Genomic DNA, 16265 nt, shown 5'->3' on the forward strand with positions numbered 1-16265 from the left:
CGCGATGGGAATCACCGCCCGTGGGGTCGGGCTGCTCGTCGCCGCCGTGGTGCTGCTGGGGGCGGGTTTCCGGTTCGCGTACCCCGAGTTGACGTTGCTCGGCGCGGCGGCCGGCGCGGCCGTCGGCTACGCCGCGCTGGTCGCGGCCTGGCGGCCCCGGCTGACGGTGACCCGCCGTGCGGACCCGGACCGGGTGGCGCGTGGCGAGCCGGCGAGCATGGCGTTGACAGTGCGCAACACCGGGCGGCTGCGCTCGGCGAACCTGCTGGCCGAGGACCGGTGCGGCCAGCGGAGCGTGCCGGTGCCGGTGCTGCGCCTGCGACCCGGTCGGGACACCGAGGTCCGCTACGACGTGCCGACCGACCGTCGTGGGGTGGTGCCGGTCGGGCCGCTGCGGGTGACCCGCCGGGACCCGCTGGGGTTGGTGGCGCTGGCCCGCCCGTACGGTGCGGCGGTGCCGGTCTGGGTGCACCCCCGGATCCATCCGCTGACGGCCGTGCCCAGAGGCGCGGGCCGCAGCCTCGACGGTCGGGTGGACGGTGTCCCGCACGGGTCGATCACGTTCGACTCGTTGCGGGAGTACGTGGTCGGCGACGAGCTGCGCCGGGTGCACTGGCGCACCAGCGCCCGGGTGGGTGAGCTGATGGTGCGGGAGAACGTGGACACCAGCCTGCCGCGCCTGGTCGTACTGCTGGACAACCGTTCCGTCGCGCACCCGCAGCGGGTCGGCGGGGTGGCGGAGTCGTTCGAGTCGGCCTGCGAGGCGGCGGCGTCGGTCGTCACCGCCGCGCACCGCGCGGACCTGCCGGTGCTGCTGCTCATGGTCGCCGCCGAGCCCGCCGAGGCCACGACACCCGGCGGCGAGGCCGGCGGCGCGCTCGGGCCACTGGACCGGCTCGCCGCCGCCGAGCTGTCCGACGACGGTGACGCGCTGCGGGCGGCCACCACCCGACTGCGGCAGGACCGCTTCGGCGACACGCTGATCTTCCTGACCGGGCCCGGTGGCCGCGACGAGTTGGGGCACCTCGGGGCGCTGCGCGGGGCGTACCCGTCGGTGGTGGTCGCGGTGTTCGGCGCGGCCGAGCCGACGCCGCCGGGCACCGCGGGTCTCGTGGTCGTCGACGCGGCCGACGGCGCGCAGTTCGCCGCCGAGTGGGACGGGGTACGCCGGTGGTGACGCTCGCCGTGCGGGTGCTGCGGGCGGCGGTCCTGCCGCTGGCCCTGATCGGGCTGACGGCGCTCGCCGGGGTGGTGCTCGGCCGGGTGTACGCGGGCAACCTGCTGACCTGGCTGGTGATCGGCGCGGCGGGGGGTTCGGTGCTGGTCAGCGTGGCCGCCCGGCGGCTGCCGTCCTGGTTGGTGGCACCGGTGTCGGTGGCCGCGATGGCCGGCTGGACACTGTGGTCACTGCGACTGGCCGCCACCCGCGCCGAGTTGCCGGGCGGCCTGCTGGAGGTCAGCGCGGACGCCGCCCGCAACGGCATCCCCCGGCTGCTCACCGCGATGATCCCGGTGGAGCCCACCCCGGACACCGTGCTGGTGCCGGTCGTCGCCGCCTGGCTGGCCGGGCTTACCGGCGCGGAGGTGGCGCTGCGCACCGGCCGGGTGCTGCTGGGCTATCTGCCGGCGGCGGGGCTCTACGCCGCCGCCCTCTACGTGGTCGGCCCGAACGCCGAACCGGCGGTGGGGTCGACAGTGGTGTTCGTCGCGGTCGCGGCCCTCGGCCTGGCCACCCCCACCCGCACCGCGGCGGGCGGCGGCGATCCGAGCGCCGAGCTGACCCCCGGGGTACGCGCGGCGGTGCGACTGCGCCTGGCCACCAGCGCGGCGCTCGGGGTGGCACTGGTGGTCGGGCTGGTGGCGTTGCTCGGCCCGGTCGTCGCCGAGCAGGTCGACGGCCGGCCGGTGGACCCGCGCCGGTACGTGGAGCCGCCGCAGGTGCAGACACTCGACGAGAACCCGCTGATCCGCATCTCCGGCTGGGCGCTGCACCCGGAGCAGAAACTCCTCGACGTGAGCACGGAACGCCCCGACGCACCGCCCGCCGGCCCCCCGCCGGAGGCCGATCCCGCAGCCGACACCGCGCGCAGTGTGCGGATCCGGTTGGCGGTGCTCAGCGACTACGACGGGGTGACCTGGCGCGTCGGCGCGACGTACCGCAACGCCGGGCGGATCCTGCCGGCCGCTGCCGTGGCCCGCGACAGCACAGTGCGGACGGTCCGGCAGCAGATCAGCGTGGCCGAGTTGAGCGGTCGGCTGCTGCCCGCCGTGGCGACACCCCGGGAGGTCAGTGGGGCGCGGGTGGCGTACGACCCGGCGAGCGGGACGCTGATCCGACCGGAGGGGTTGACGCCGGGGCTGCGGTACGCGGTGACCTCCGCCGAGGAACGCCCCGACCAGAATCTGTTGGCCAGTGCGAACGTGCCCGCCGGCGACGAGGTGGCCCGGGTGCTGCGGGTCGCCGACGGGGTGCCCGACCCGATGCGCCGGCTGGCCACCCAGCTCGCCGAGGAGAACGGTGCCCCGTTCGCGCGGGCGTCGGCGATCGAGCAGTTCCTGGCCGAGCACTACCGGGTGGTGGCGGACGCGCCGAGCGGGCACGCGTACCCGAACCTGGGTTTCTTCCTGTTCGGGCCCCGCAACGGCGGCGGGCAGGAGGGCACCTCGGAGCAGTTCGCGGCGGCCTTCGCGGTCCTCGGCCGGCTCTCCGGGCTGCCCACGCGGGTGGTGGTGGGCTTCCGGACCAGCGGGCAGGGGCCGGTGCTGGCCGGTGACGCGTACGCCTGGCCGGAGGTGCTCTTCGACGGGCTGGGCTGGGTGTCGTTCGACCCGCTGCCCCGCCCCGACAACGAGCCCCGACCGGTGGAGGAGGACTTCCGCCCGACGCCGGAGGACCCGCCCCCGTCGGAGGCGCCGGCACCGACCGCCGAGCCCAGCGCCTCACCGGAACCGGCGACCGCCGCCGACGCCCCGCCCGGCAACGACGGGGTCTCCACGCCGGTGCTGGTCGCCGGCGGCAGCGGCGGCCTGCTGCTGGTGGTGGGGGCGCTCCTGCTCACCCTGCTGGCGATGCGCCGCTCGCTGACCCGCAGCCGGCTCGTGCGGGGCGACCCCGGCCAGCGCATCGCCGGCGCCTGGCGGGAGGTCACCGACGCGCTCCGGCTGGCCGGCAGACCGGTCGGCGACGACCTGGCCGCCACCGAGGTCGCCGGCCACGCCCGCCAAACCCTCGCCGACGCCCGTCTCGCTCGGAGCGGAGGTGACGCGGTCGGTGACCCGGGCGCCGTCGCGCCCACCGGCGACACGGCGGCGGCGGACCCGTCCGGCCCGGCCGTCGACGAGTTGGCGGCCCTGCTCAACCGGGTGGGCTTCGCCCCCGACGCCGCAACACCCGACCAGGCGGCTCGCGCCGCCGAGGTGGCCACCGCCTACGTGACCACCCTGCGCTCCACCCGCCCCTGGTGGCGTCGCCTGCTCTGGTCCGTGCACCCCACTCCCCTGCGCCGCGCCCGCCGCTCCCCGCGGTGATCAAGAGCTTTGCGTCGGCAGCGGGCCTCCTTCTGACGCAAACTTCTTGATCACCGACGGCAGAGTCAGCGACGGCCCTCCGGGGGGCCCGGGGGGGGGGGCGGGAAAGACGTTGGCGCGGGGGGTGTCCAACTACCAGCATCAGAGCGTGGATCAGCATTCGAGCGACATCGTCGACTACTACACGCAGCACTACCGCGAGGACCAGCGGCTCACCGCCCGCCCGCAGGCGCGACTGGAATGGATCCGCACGACGCAGCTCCTGCGGGATCTCCTGCCCGGTCCGGGTGCCCGGGTGCTGGACATCGGTGGGGGCACCGGCGAGTACGCCCGGGCCCTCGTCGACGCCGGCTACGACGTCCGCCTCGTCGACCTGGTGCCCAGCCACGTCGCGCAGGCCCGCGACGGGCACCCTCCGGTCGAGGCACAGGTGGGCGACGCGCGTGCGCTTCCCGACGCCGACGACTGGTATGACGCCGCGCTGCTGCTGGGCCCGCTCTACCACCTGGTACGCCGCGCCGACCGGCTACAGGCCCTCAGCGAGGCGGTCCGGGTCACCCGCCCCGGCGGTCTCGTCGTGGCCGCCGTCATCTCCCGCTTCGCCGGCCCGTTGGACTTCGCGGCCACCGGACGACTCGACGAGAGGCTGCTCGACGAGGCCAGGGCGCTGCTGAGCGACGGCGTCAACGATCCGCGGATCGGCTTCACCCACGCCTACTTCCACCGGATCGAGGAGATCACCGACGAGTGCGCGGCCGCGGGGCTGACCGATGTCGTCGTACACGGGGTGGAGGGACCGGCCTGGACGGCGGCGGAGGCGGCGGCGAACGGGCCGGCGCCGGACGTCGTCTTCGCCGCGGCGTTGGACCTGGCCCGGCTCTACAGCAGCGAGCCGGCGCTGATCAGCTCCAGCGCCCACCTTCTGGCCGTCGGGCGCGTTCCAGCGCGGTAGCGGGTCAGGTGGTCAGCCGGCGGATGAGTTTGCGCATGCCGGCCTGCCAGCCGTCCGGGTCCTCGGCGCGACGTCGCGCGTAGTCGGCGACCTCGGGGTGCGGCAGGATCAGGAAACGTTCCTCGGCCAGCCCGGCGACGGCCGCGTCGGCGACCTGGTCCGGGGTGAGCACCGCACCGGACGCGGCGACCACCCGGGCGCCCAGGTGAGCGTCGGCGAGCCCGTCGGCGAGCATCGGGGTGTCCACCCCCTGTGGGCAGAGTGCGCTGACCCGGATGCCCCGGTCCCGGTAGGTGATGGCCAGCCACTCGGCGAACCCCACCGAGGCGTGCTTCGTCGCGGTGTACGGGGCGTCGCCCACAGCCGTCAGCACACCCGCCGCCGAGCAGGTGTGCAGCAGGTGCCCGCCGCCCCGGGCGAGCATTCCGGGCAGCACCGCGCGGGCCGAGTAGACGTGGGCGAGCACGTTGACCCGCCAGGCGCGGTCCCAACCGGCGTCGTCGACCTCCACTCCCCCGCCGGTGGTCACCCCCGCGTTGGCGCAGAACAGGTCGATCCGGCCGTACCGTTGCTCGGTGTCGGCGACCAGCGCGCGGACCTGCTCCTCGTCGGTGACGTCGAGGGCGCGGGCGTGCGCGACCGGGCCGATGCCTTCGGCCACCGCGCGGGCCGCGTCGGCGTCCAGGTCGGCGACCACCACGGCGGCGGCCCCCTCGGCGACGAATCGGCGCGACAGGGCCGCGCCGATGCCGCCGGCCCCGCCGGTGACCACCACGATCCGGTCGGTGAGGTTCACGCGGACGCCTCCACGACGTTGGTGCCCAAGCGGGCGATGAGGCTGAGCAGCGCGCTCGCGCCGCCGTCGGTGACCTCGGGGGTGGGCAGCAGCGCCATGACCGGTACGTCCACCCCGTTGTCGGCGTAGCGGTGCACCTCGGCGCGGCACCGCTCCGGTGAACCGTGCAGCACCAGCGCGTCGACCACCTCGTCGGGTACTGCCGCGTTGGCCCCGCGCCGGTCACCGGCGGCCCAGGCCGCCCACATGGGCGCGAGCGTCTCGTCGCGGCCGAGCCAACGGTGGAACTCGGCGTACGCCCCGACGGTGAGGTAGCTGGTGATGAGCCGACGGCCCAGCGCCCGGGCGTACGCGGTGTCCTCGGTGGGGCAGACGAAGATCCGGGCGGCGACCTCGAAGCCGGTGCGGCGCTCGCCCAGCTCGGCGAGGGCGCGCGGCACGTCGTCGGCGCTGAGCCAGTTGAGGATGACCCCGTCGGCTTCCGCGCCGGCCAGCCGGAGCATCCCCGGGCGCAGCGCGGCGAGCAGGATCGGTGGTGGCGTCGCCGGTGGTGCTTCCAGCGTGAACCGGCGGATGGTGAACGTGTCGTAGGCATCGTCGACGGTTTCGCCGGCCAGCGCGGCGCGCAGGAACCGCAGCACGTCGCGGGTGCGGCGGAACGGCTCGTCGAACGGCACGGCGTTCCAGTCCCGGACGAGCACGGGTGAGGACGCGCCGATGCCGAGCGAGAACCGGCCCGGCGCGGCCTCGGCCAGCGCCGCCGCGCTCATCGCCAGCAGACCGGGGCCTCGGGTGAAGACCGGTGTGATCGCGGTGCCGAGCCGCAGCCCCGGCTGCCAGGCCGCGGCGAGCGCCAGCGGGGTGAACGCGTCGGTACCGGCGACCTCTGACGACCAGACGTCGGTGAACCCGGCCCGGTCGAGGGCCGCGTAGGCCGCGTCGTGCTGCGCCAGCGCGATCCCGCTCAGCGGCACCGTCATGCCCCATCGATTCGTCACCGGTCGATCGTGCCCGTTGACGCGGGCCCGAGCAAGATCCCCGGGTTGGGCAGAATCGCCGGTTTCCGACCGTGCGTGGCGGTGGAAAGTGCTACCACTTCGAGGTGGACCGGACCGACGGCGCAGGCCGCTGACCATGGGTTTCAGGGCGGCAGGACACCTGGAGCCGGTCCCCGGGGCGGCCACACCGGGCCGGGCCACCTTCCTGGAGCTCTTCTTCGATCTGGTGTTCGTCTTCGCGCTCACCCGGATCTCGGCGCGCGCGTTCGAGGACCTGACCGAGGAGTCGGGTCGGAAGTACATCTGGGAGGCGGTCACCGGCAGCGGCAAGACACTGCTGTTGCTGCTCGCGCTCTGGGCGGTCTGGCAGGGCACCGCGTGGACGACCAGCCGCTACGACCCCTACCGGGTGCCGTTGCAGACCGTGGTGATCACCGCATTGGTGTGCAGCATGCTGATGGGGGTCGCGATCCCCCGGGCGTTCAGCGAGACCGCGCTGATGTTCGCGGTGGCGTACGTGATCGCGCAGGTGACCCGGCCGGTGATCCTGTCGATCGCGCTGGGCCCGCACCCGTACCGCCGGCTGAAGGTGCGGATGTCGGTGATCTTCGCGCTGAGCGGGGTGCTCTGGATCGGCGGCGCGATGCTGGGCACCAACGGGCAGGTGGCGCTCTGGTCGGCGGCGCTGGCGTTCGAGTACCTGGCGGCCCGCTGTGGTTGGCCGGTGCCCGGCCTGGGCCGCTCGACAATCTCGAAGTGGGAGATCGCCGGCGAGCACCTGGCCGAGCGGTACCAGCAGTTCTTCCTCGTCGCGCTGGGCGAGACGATCCTGGTGGCCGGTTTCGCGTACAGCAAGGGCCCGTACGAGACCGGGCACGCGTGGGCGTTCGCGCTGGCGCTGGCCACCTCGATCATGCTGTGGCGGATCTACGTGCAGCGGGCCGGGCGGATCCTGGGCGAGGCGGTGATGAAGGCCCGGCACCCCGCCAACATCGGCCGTTCCGCTGCCGACACCCACCTGGTGATGGTGATCGGTCTCGCTTCCACAGCTGTCGGATACGAGCTGATCATCGAGAGTCCGCTGGAGCGGATCCCCGGGCCGTGGCTGGTCATGGTGCTCGGCGGTCCGGTCCTGTTCCTGGCCGGGCGTTCCCGCCTGGAGTACGAGGTGTTCGCACGGGTCTCCCCGTCCCGGTGGATCGCCCTCCTGGTGCTGCTGGCGTCGGCCGTGCCGCTGCGGCACCTGCCCGGGGTGGCCGCGACAGCGGTCGGAGCGGTGGTGCTGGCCGCTGTCGCGGTGGCCGACGCCCGTCGGGCCTACGGCGCCCCACCGGAGGCCGCCGCGCCACCGTTCTGAGCCTCGCGTGCCCGCGTCACGGCGGCGCGGAAGGCTAATCTCGGCCGGTGACCTTCTCCCTCGTCGCCCGCTCTGCCGACGGCCGCCTGCACGGCGTCGCCGTCGCCAGCAAGTTCCTCGCCGCCGGGGCGTTGGTCCCGGCCGCCGCCGCCGAGGTCGGTGCGCTGGCCACCCAGGCCCACGTCAACCTCGCCTACCGCCCGCAGGGCCTCACCCTGCTGCGCACCGGGGTGGCCCCCGCCGACGTGGTGGCCGGGCTGATCGCCGCCGACCCCGAGCGGGAGCACCGCCAACTCGGCGTCGTGGGGGCCACCGGTGCGGGTGCCACCTGGACCGGGCCGGCCTGCCATCCGTGGGCCGGCGGGCGGGCCGGCGACGGTTGGGCCGCACAGGGCAACATCCTCACCGGGCCGGAGGTCGTCGACGCTCTCGGCGCGGCCTGGCAGGCGGGAGCGGCGCTGCCGTTCGCCGAGCGGCTCGTCGCCGCGCTGCGGGCCGGCGACGAGGCTGGCGGCGACAGGCGGGGCCGGCAGAGCGCCGGTCTGCTGGTGGTCGAGCGCGGCGGCGGGTACGGCGGCACCAGCGATGTGGTGGTCGACCTGCGCGTGGACGACCACCCGGACCCGGTCGCCGAGCTGGGCCGGCTGCTCACTGTGCACACCATGCTGTTCGGCCGACCCGACCCGGCCACCCTGCTCGACCTGAGCGGCGCGGTCGCCGCCGAGGTGGCGGCGTTGCTCGGCGCGCTGGGCCACAGGGTGCACGAAGACGGCACGGAAGCGGCGTTGATCTCCTGGGCCGGGTTGGAGAACCTGGAGGAGCGGCTGGTGCCGGGCCGCATCGACCCGGTGGTGCTCACCCATCTGCGCGGTGTCGCCCCGCACGTCCCCGCACCCCGCGCCGCGAGCTGACCCCGCTCCGCCGCCCAGGTGTCTACGCCGGCTGGCTCAGCCCTTGACCCGGGGCACCAGCCGGTGCACGACGGTGAGCGCCAACGCCATCACCACCGCCATCGTGCCGGCGATCCCGGCGGCGCTGCCCGCGTACCCGACGAACAGGGGACGGCGGGCCAGCTCCTCCGGCCCGATGTCGCGCAGGTCGAGCAACCAGGACAGGGCGAGCCCGCAGGCCACCAGGGCGAGCGCACCACCGAGCCCGAGCACGAGCGCCGCGACCCGGTGCGCGTCGCCGGGGGCGATCTCGGCCTGCTCCCGTTGAGTGACCAGCAGCAGCAACCCGGCCAACGCCGCCCACACACCCACCACCAGGTACGCGGCGGCGGCGTCGCTGGGTCGGTGCCAGCCGGCGGAGAGGGTGGCGACTCCGGCGACGGCGGCGTACCCGGCACCGATGAAGGCACCGACGGCTCGCACCTTGCGCGGCAGCACGAGCATCAGCGCGACCGCCACCGAGGCGGCCACTGTGGCGTGCCCGCTCGGGAGGCTGTTGCCCACCGCGGCGCGCTCCGGGTCGACACCGTAGTCGGGCCGGTTCAGCCCGTACTTGAGCAACTGGGTGGTGACGTTGGCTCCGGCGATCAGCAGGGTCGCGGTGATCGCCAGGGCGATCCGCCCCCGGATCAGCGCGATGAACCCGATCGTCGCGGTGGCGGCCAGCAGCGAGACCACCGACATCGCGTTGAGGATCTTGTCGACGGGACCGTCGATGGTGTCCTGCCCGATCCGGTTGCCGGTGAGGGCGACCGTGTCCACCCACTGACCTATCTCGGAGTGCACGGCCACCCGCCACACGGCGAGGAAGGCGGCCGCCTGGACGAGGGCCAGTACGACCAACCAGACCGCGGTCCAACCCCGTGCCGTCGCGCGCATCCGCACACCGTAGCGGCAGGTGTCAGCGGTCCGACCGGTGGCCCGCCACCATTCGCCGGTTAGGTTGTGCCGGAGGCGAGGAGGCGGTGGTGAGCGGAGTACCCGAGCGCGACAGCGGCCCGACCGAACCCGGCCCGGAGCAGGGTGAAGGCGACGATCCGGGGTCGGCGGGGCCGGTGCCGACGGGCGGTGACACCGGCCCGGGTGGGCCGGCGCGGGCCGAGTCGCTGACGGATCTGCTGGGCGGGCGACGCGGGGCCGTCGACGCCACAGTGCCGCCGCTGGCCTTCGCGGTGGGCTGGCTGCTGGGCGGCGAGTCGTTGTGGGGCGGGGTCGGCGCGGCGCTGGCCGTGGGCGCGGTGGTGGCCGGCGTACGGCTACGCCGGGGTGACCGGCCGCGTTCGGTGCTGATCGGGCTGCTGGCCGTCTGCGTCGCGGCGTTGATCGCGGTGCGCACCGGCCGGGCCGAGAACTTCTTTCTGATCCAGGTGCTGTCGAACGCCGCGAGCGCTCTGGCGTGGACGGTCAGCATCGTGGTGCGGTGGCCACTGCTCGGTGTGCTGGTCGGCGCGGTGCTGGGCCAGCGGGCCGGGTGGCGGCGCGACCCGGCGCTGCTGCGCGGGTACTGCCGGGCCAGTTGGGTGTGGACAGTGACCTACCTGCTGCGGCTGGCCGTGTTCGTGCCGCTCTACCTGGGTGGGCAGGTGCTCGCGCTGGTGGTGGCCCGGGTGGCGCTGACCTGGCCGCTGGTCGCCGCGGCGCTGGCGCTGAGCTGGCTGGTGCTGCGGCGCTCGCTGCCGGCCGGGCACCCGGGGTTGCGTCACCCGGTCGCGCCGCCTCGCTGAAGACCCAGTCCCGCGCGGCCAGACTCGGCGCGGGAAGCGGCCGGACTCGGGGCGGGCAAGCGGCCGGACTCGGGGCAAAAAAGTGGAGAGGCCGCCACGGGGGGAGCGGCCTCTCCGGTGACGTACGTTACTCCGTCACAGACCTCGGTGTGATCCCGCGACGGCCCGAATTTCTGGGCTTTTTCGCGGCTGGCTCCAGTCCGGGCGGTGGGGTGGGCCAGCCGATCCGCTGCGTCGGCCAGATGGCCGGCCCACCCCGGCCTGACCGTGGGTGTCAGGCCGTCCCGCCGGCCCCGGTCCGTCGTTCCCCGGACCGGGGCCGCATCCCGGGGTGGGCGGTCCACGCCACCCACCCCGGGTCGTCTCAGCCGTTCGGGAACATGCTGCCGTAGTCGGCGTACGCCATGGCGACGTCCGCCTGTGCCCAGAACCGGTGGTAGTTGAACTCGGGCTCCGGACCACCGTTCAGGTACGCCTGCACCTTGGGCCAGTCCGGGTCGTTCTTGTAGAAGGACCGGATGTCGAGGAAGCTCTTGCCGGCGGCGATGGCGTCGCCGTTCGGCATCTTCCCGGTCCAACCCGACGGAACGTAGAGGCCCTGCCCGGTGGACGCGTTGTAGACGTCGTCGAAGCGCCGGTAGTCGCCACGCTTCTCGGTGGTGGAGACACCCTTGGCGTCGCTGGCGGCCGACAGCGCGTCGAGCAGCCCCTTGGCGGTGGTCTTCGCCGCCACGTTGCCCGACTTGGCCGCGTACGCGATCAGGATCCGGGCGTAGGCGGCGGTGACACCGACGTCCTGGCCCTTGCTGATGACCTCGACGTGCAGGCCGGTGTTGGGCTGCGGGTTGGACGGGTTCCAGGTGGTCGGCTGACCGGTCCACGCCATGTCCGACGGGATCGACCAGTTGGTGCCGAGGGTGGTGTTGGCGATCGCCCAGGGCACCCACTTGTCCAGCAGCGCCTTGGCCTTCGCGTTGCCGGTCTGCTGGTACAGCTCGGCGATGCGCTGCATCGACCAGGCCTGCATACCGAACCACTGGTTCGACGGCGGGTCGTTGTAGACCGGGTCGACGTCGTAGAACATGCCGTAGAAGGTGCTGGTCCCGGCCGGCGGCTGGGCGTAGCTACCGTCCCAGCTGTTCGTGGCGCCACCGGCGATGCCGCCCTCGGCGGACTGCAACCAGGTGTAGAACTCCAGCTGCCGCTCGAAGCTCTTGGTCCAGTCGGCGACCGCCGTCGACGACTGCGGCTTGAGCTCCGGGGTGTTGGTCAGCGCCCAGGCCGCGAACGGGTTCTGGTAGCCGAAGTGGTTGTGGCTGGAGCCGATCCGCCAGGACCAGTTCTGGCTGGCGTCGTACGCGCCGCCCCAGGCGTAGTACCAGGACAGCAGGTAGTGCGCCGAGTCCTTGCCGCTGCCGGCGGGGCAGGTGCTGGCCCCGACGCAGTTGCCGATCTTCTTGAAGTACTTGTCGAACATCGCGTACCGCAGGTAGTCGCCCATCTTGGCGGCCTTGGTGATGGTGGCCGCGACGTCGGCCTGCTTGTTCTGCGCCTTGGACCAGGTCAGCGCCCAGTACGCGGCCTGCACGGCGCGGGCGTCGGCGTCCGGGGCGTTTGTGTACTTCCACTGCTTGGCGGGGGCGCCGGTGTCCTTGACGAACAGGTCGAGGTAGCCGTACTGACCGCCGTGCTTGAAGGTGTCGCAGGAGGGCTGCGGGATGGTCTCCCACACCGACTCCTGGGTGCCCCGCTGGAAGGTGTTGATGTAGGCCGGCTTGGTGGTGCCGTCACCGCAGCGGCCGAAGCCGTAGGTGTTGTCGACGTCCATCAGCCAGTGCATGCCGTAGATGTCGCCGGTGCCGTAGGTGGACTGCAACTCCGAGCGCAGCGGGTCCTGGCCGACCGAGACGTTCGGGTTCAGCGCCGACGGGTACTGGCTGGGCAGGTTGTACTCCGCGGCGTACTGCGGGGTGCCCGCGGAGCCGGCGGTCGGCTGGTCGGCGTGCGTGGGGATGATGTACTTCTCCATCACCGTCCAGGCGTTGTTGAACGGGGCCCAGTTCTGGGTGACCTTGCCGTAGTAGGCCTCCAGCCAGAGCCAGAAGCTGAACGCCTCCGAGGTGGTCTCGTGGCCGTGGTCGGGCGCCTCGACGATCAGCGTCTCCACCGAGTGGTACGGCACGCCCTCGGGGCTGAAGTAGCCCGAGTTCTTGATCTTGCCGTACTGCTCGAGGAACTTCGCGGTGTAGGCGTTGTCGCCGCCGGGGGTGTCGTTGTCGATCTCGGTGGCGCTGACCGCCAGCGAGGCGAGACCGGTGGCGGACGCGGTGATGGTGGCGGCGCCACCGACGGTGTCGGCGTCCTCCGCCGCGGCGACCGTGACGGTGACCCCGGTGTTCCAGTTGCTCGGGGTCAGCGTGACGGTGGCCGGCGAGACCGTGACGTCGGTGTCACCGGTGCGGGTGAGGGTGACCGGCACATTGGCCGTCGGGGCGGAGCTGAGCTTCAGGTTGAAGGTGGCGCTGCCACCCTCGGCGACGCTCACCGCGGACGGGGTGGCGACCAGTGTCGGGCCGGTGGCGGCCCCGACGGTGAACGCCTTCTCGTCCACCCCGATGCCGTTGGCGTTGTCGTACGCCTTGGCCTGGACGGTGTAGCTGCCGGCCGGCAGGTCCTCCTGCGTGTACGCGTACGGGGCGGAGGTGTCGGTGTTGATCAGCAGGCCGTTGCGGTAGAACTCGACCTTGCTGATCGTCCCGTCCGGGTCGCTGGCGGTGGCCGTCAGCGGCACGTCGGCCGGCGCGGTGAACGGCCCGGTCGGCAGGCCGAGGGAGACCGTCGGCGGCTGGTTGGCCGGGGTGCCGTTGCAGGGGGTGCCGTTGAGCGTGAACGAGGTGGGCTTCGGGTTGCTGCCCGAGTGGGCGCCGTTGAAGCCGATGGTGGTGGAGGCCCCGGTGGCAAGGTTGCCGTTGTACGACTCGTTGGTCGCGGTGACCTCGCTGCCGGTCTGGCTGTATCTGGCCGACCAGCCCTGGGTGACCCGCTGACCGCTGGTCGGGAAGGTCCACTTGAGCGTCCAGTTGCTCACCGGGTCACCCAGGTTCTTGATGGTGACGTTCGCGGTGAAGCCGGTGTTCCAGTCGTTGGTCGCGTAGACCACGTCGCAGGCCGGTGCGGCCTGTGCGGCGCCGGCAGGCACTGTCACCCCGCCGATGGCGAGCAGCGCGGCGGCGGCGAGCGCCACGCGGCGGCGTATTGCCAGTTGTCTCATGTGCGCGGTGTCTCCTCGGACCAGGCCGGGATGGTCCCCGGCGAGGCGCCTGCCCGCGAGGGTGGTGGTGGTCCGCGGGGATGTCGAGGCGCCGGGAAGGTGGTCTTCCCCGGGCCCGGCCGGGGGTAGGGCGGTCGCGGCCCGCACGGGAGGGGGTCCCGCCGGCTGCGCTCGGGTGACCGTGACCGGAGCTGGCGCTGCCGGTTGCCCTCGGTGGACCCGCACTCACGCGATGTGGCTCCTGTCGCGTCGAATCGACAGTGTGCCATGGAAGCGCTCCCACAACAAGCGCACGGAGTGCTGGATCAGCTCCTTGTTTCGATCTCGTTTTGGGTCTTTCACAAAGGCGTGACGGGCGTTACAGTCGCAACATCGGTCGATGGGAGCGCTTCCATCGACAAGGTTCCAACAAGAAGATCGCTGGGGTCGTTCTGACGAGCCCAGGGAACCAGACCGAGGGCCGACGACGGGCCAGCCCGGACGCCGTCGTCAGCCATCGTCCCGCCACAGGGAGGGAGGTGGAACCAGAGCCACTCGCGTGGCCCGGCTCCCGCGCGACACGCACGGCAGGACCCAAATTCCGCCCGTGTGTGTGCAGTTACGGTGGGGACGGGGGTTGCCCTCCCCCGTCCCCACACTAAACCCCCGTACACGATAGGAAAAGAGGCCGACGGGACAGGCGCGCCGCGCCGCCCGGACGGCCTCGTTCGCTGCTCGGGGCCCACACCCGCCTCCCAACCGCCAGCGCCGGCCGTTCTGACGGCCGGCTGACCGGCCGGCAGCGTCTGCCCTATCATGGGAGCGCTCCCGAATCTTTCGGCGGTGGCCCCGTATCCATGAGGAGAATCCATGTCGATACCTACCGGGCCCGCCGGCCCGCTGCGCTTCCCGGACAACTTCGGCTGGGGCGCGGCCACCTCCGCCTACCAGATCGAGGGCGCCGCCAAGGAGGACGGGCGCGGCGAGTCGGTCTGGGACACCTTCAGCCGCGTCCCAGGTCGCACCCGCAACGGCGACACCGGCGACGTGGCCATCGACCACTACCACCGCTACGCCGAGGACCTCGACCTCATGCGCGACCTCGGGTTGCGCAGCTACCGCTTCTCCATCTCCTGGCCCCGGATCCAGCCCGACGGCACCGGCACGCCCAACCAACGCGGCCTCGACTTCTACCGCCGCCTCCTCGACGGCCTGCACGAGCGCGGAATCACCCCGATGGCCACCCTGTTCCACTGGGACCTCCCGCAGGCGCTCCAGGACGCCGGCGGCTGGGAGTCACGCGACACCGCCCACCGCTTCGCCGACTACGCCGACGTGGTCTTCCGCGCCCTCGGCGACCGGGTGCCGGCCTGGCTCACCATCAACGAACCCAAGACCGTGGTACAGAACGGCTATCTCACCGGCCACCACGCCCCCGGGCGGCAGGACCCGGACGCCGCCTACCTGGTCGCCCACCACCTGCAACTCGCCCACGGGTACGCCGTCGCCGCGCTGCGCGCCACCGGCAGCGACAGCCGCATCGGCCCCGCGCTCAACCTGCACCCCTGCTACCCCGCCGACGACTCCCCGCAGGCTGCCGCGGCGGCCCACCTCTACGACGCCTACGAGAACCGCCTCTACCTCGACTCCCTGCTCAAGGGCAACTACCCGGAGGACCTGCTGGCCGACCTGGGCCCGCAGAGCCGGATGGCCCAGGGCATCCGCGACGGCGACCTGGAGACCATCTCCGCGCCGGTCGACCTGTTGGCGGTGCAGTACTACACCCCGATCTACGTCACCGGCGACGGCGGCACCACGCACCGCTGGGAGACCTCCGAGGCCGAATGGCAGCAGATCTACCCCGAGGGGATGTACGACCTGCTGACCCGGATCACCCGCGAATACGGGCCGATCCCGCTCACCATCACCGAGAACGGGCTGCCCACACCGGACACCCTGGGCGCGGACGACACCGTCCAGGACACCGGGCGGATCAGGTTCCTGCGCGACCACCTCACCGCCGCGCACCGGGCCATCGCCGAGGGAGTGCCGCTGGAGAGCTTCCACGTCTGGTCACTACTCGACAACTTCGAGTGGGACCAGGGTTACGACCAGCGCTGGGGCCTGGTCTACGTGGACTACGCCACCCAGCGTCGGGTGCTCAAGAACTCCGCCACCTGGTACCGCTCGGTCATCGCCGACGGCGGCTTCTGAGCGCGCCGCCACCCGGACGCCCGGGCCCGGACGGCTCGGCTCGGGTGAGCCGCGACCGTCCGGGCCTCGGCCGGCTCACTCAGCGGGGCAGCGCCTGCTGCAACTCCGCCCGCAGGGCCGGGGTGAGCATCTCCCCCGCCTGCTTGGCCAACCGGGCCATCTCGTAGCCCACCACGCCGATGTCCGCGTCACCGGCGGCCAGCGTGGCCAGAATCGAACCGTCGCGGATCTGCATCACCAGGAAGTAGCCCCGGCCCATCTCGACCACCGTCTGCTTGACGATATCGCCGTCGAACATCGAGGCAGCGCCCGCGGTGATACTCATCAGCCCGGAGGTCACCGCGGCGAGCTTGTCCGCGTTGTCACGCGGCAGGTGATCGGAGATCGCCACCAGCAGCCCGTCGGAGGAGACCACCACCGCGTGCGCCACACCCGGCACCCGCTCCGCGAACGCGCTCACCAGCCAGCTCAGGTCACGCGCCTCCTGGCTCAACGT

The 16265-nt window shown here is 72.9% G+C and carries 12 protein-coding genes; 7 read left to right on the forward strand and 5 right to left on the reverse strand.

The features are described 5' to 3' along the window. Window positions 1–4 precede the first annotated feature (4 nt). The 3 genes from ACFYPG_RS06590 to ACFYPG_RS06600 all read left to right on the forward strand — a co-directional run bounded on the left by ACFYPG_RS06590 (window position 5) and on the right by ACFYPG_RS06600 (window position 4480). Window positions 5–1177, forward strand: coding sequence for a DUF58 domain-containing protein (locus ACFYPG_RS06590; protein WP_387350722.1), 1173 nt, complete (start codon window positions 5–7; stop codon window positions 1175–1177). Next, on the forward strand, window positions 1171–3528 hold the full coding sequence (locus ACFYPG_RS06595; protein WP_387350723.1) for a transglutaminaseTgpA domain-containing protein: 2358 nt from the start codon (window positions 1171–1173) through the stop codon (window positions 3526–3528). The genes ACFYPG_RS06590 and ACFYPG_RS06595 overlap by 7 nt, the downstream gene beginning before the upstream one ends. Before the next feature lie 148 nt (window positions 3529–3676). Then, window positions 3677–4480, forward strand: coding sequence for a class I SAM-dependent methyltransferase (locus ACFYPG_RS06600; protein WP_387350724.1), 804 nt, complete (start codon window positions 3677–3679; stop codon window positions 4478–4480). Between the two features lie 4 nt (window positions 4481–4484). Here the strand turns inward: ACFYPG_RS06600 and ACFYPG_RS06605 are convergent, their stop codons facing one another. Beyond that, window positions 4485–5276, reverse strand: coding sequence for an SDR family oxidoreductase (locus ACFYPG_RS06605; protein ID WP_387350725.1), 792 nt, complete (start codon window positions 5274–5276; stop codon window positions 4485–4487). Further along, window positions 5273–6256 (reverse strand): LLM class F420-dependent oxidoreductase, encoded by a 984-nt coding sequence (locus tag ACFYPG_RS06610; protein WP_387350909.1) that lies wholly within the window; start codon window positions 6254–6256, stop codon window positions 5273–5275. Before ACFYPG_RS06610 ends, ACFYPG_RS06605 begins: the two co-directional genes overlap by 4 nt. Before the next feature lie 154 nt (window positions 6257–6410). Between ACFYPG_RS06610 and ACFYPG_RS06615 the strand changes: the two genes are divergently transcribed. Continuing rightward, window positions 6411–7631 carry a low temperature requirement protein A gene (locus ACFYPG_RS06615; RefSeq protein ID WP_387350726.1) on the forward strand — a complete coding sequence of 407 codons (1221 nt, stop codon included), beginning with the start codon at window positions 6411–6413 and terminating at the stop codon, window positions 7629–7631. 47 nt (window positions 7632–7678) lie between these two features. Beyond that, complete coding sequence (locus ACFYPG_RS06620; protein ID WP_355008389.1) at window positions 7679–8542, forward strand: DUF1028 domain-containing protein; 864 nt, start codon at window positions 7679–7681, stop codon at window positions 8540–8542. A 36-nt stretch (window positions 8543–8578) separates the two neighbouring features. Here ACFYPG_RS06620 and ACFYPG_RS06625 read toward each other — a convergent pair whose 3' ends face one another. Next, window positions 8579–9466, reverse strand: a complete 888-nt coding sequence (locus ACFYPG_RS06625) for a phosphatase PAP2 family protein (protein WP_355008390.1) — start codon at window positions 9464–9466, stop codon at window positions 8579–8581. Between the two features lie 170 nt (window positions 9467–9636). Here ACFYPG_RS06625 and ACFYPG_RS06630 point away from each other — a divergent pair, with 170 nt between their 5' ends. Continuing rightward, window positions 9637–10305, forward strand: coding sequence for a DUF3159 domain-containing protein (locus ACFYPG_RS06630; protein WP_387350911.1), 669 nt, complete (start codon window positions 9637–9639; stop codon window positions 10303–10305). A 364-nt stretch (window positions 10306–10669) separates the two neighbouring features. Here the strand turns inward: ACFYPG_RS06630 and ACFYPG_RS06635 are convergent, their stop codons facing one another. Next, window positions 10670–13576 carry a glycoside hydrolase family 48 protein gene (locus ACFYPG_RS06635; RefSeq protein ID WP_387350728.1) on the reverse strand — a complete coding sequence of 969 codons (2907 nt, stop codon included), beginning with the start codon at window positions 13574–13576 and terminating at the stop codon, window positions 10670–10672. Window positions 13577–14425: 849 nt separating this feature from the next. Here ACFYPG_RS06635 and ACFYPG_RS06640 point away from each other — a divergent pair. Further along, window positions 14426–15769 carry a GH1 family beta-glucosidase gene (locus ACFYPG_RS06640; RefSeq protein ID WP_387350730.1) on the forward strand — a complete coding sequence of 448 codons (1344 nt, stop codon included), beginning with the start codon at window positions 14426–14428 and terminating at the stop codon, window positions 15767–15769. A gap of 79 nt (window positions 15770–15848) precedes the next feature. Here the strand turns inward: ACFYPG_RS06640 and ACFYPG_RS06645 are convergent, their stop codons facing one another. Continuing rightward, complete coding sequence (locus tag ACFYPG_RS06645) at window positions 15849–16262, reverse strand: roadblock/LC7 domain-containing protein (protein WP_355008432.1); 414 nt, start codon at window positions 16260–16262, stop codon at window positions 15849–15851. Window positions 16263–16265: the final 3 nt, after the last annotated feature.

The organism is Micromonospora sp. NPDC005553, from assembly GCF_042871765.1.
Classification (GTDB): domain Bacteria; phylum Actinomycetota; class Actinomycetes; order Mycobacteriales; family Micromonosporaceae; genus Micromonospora.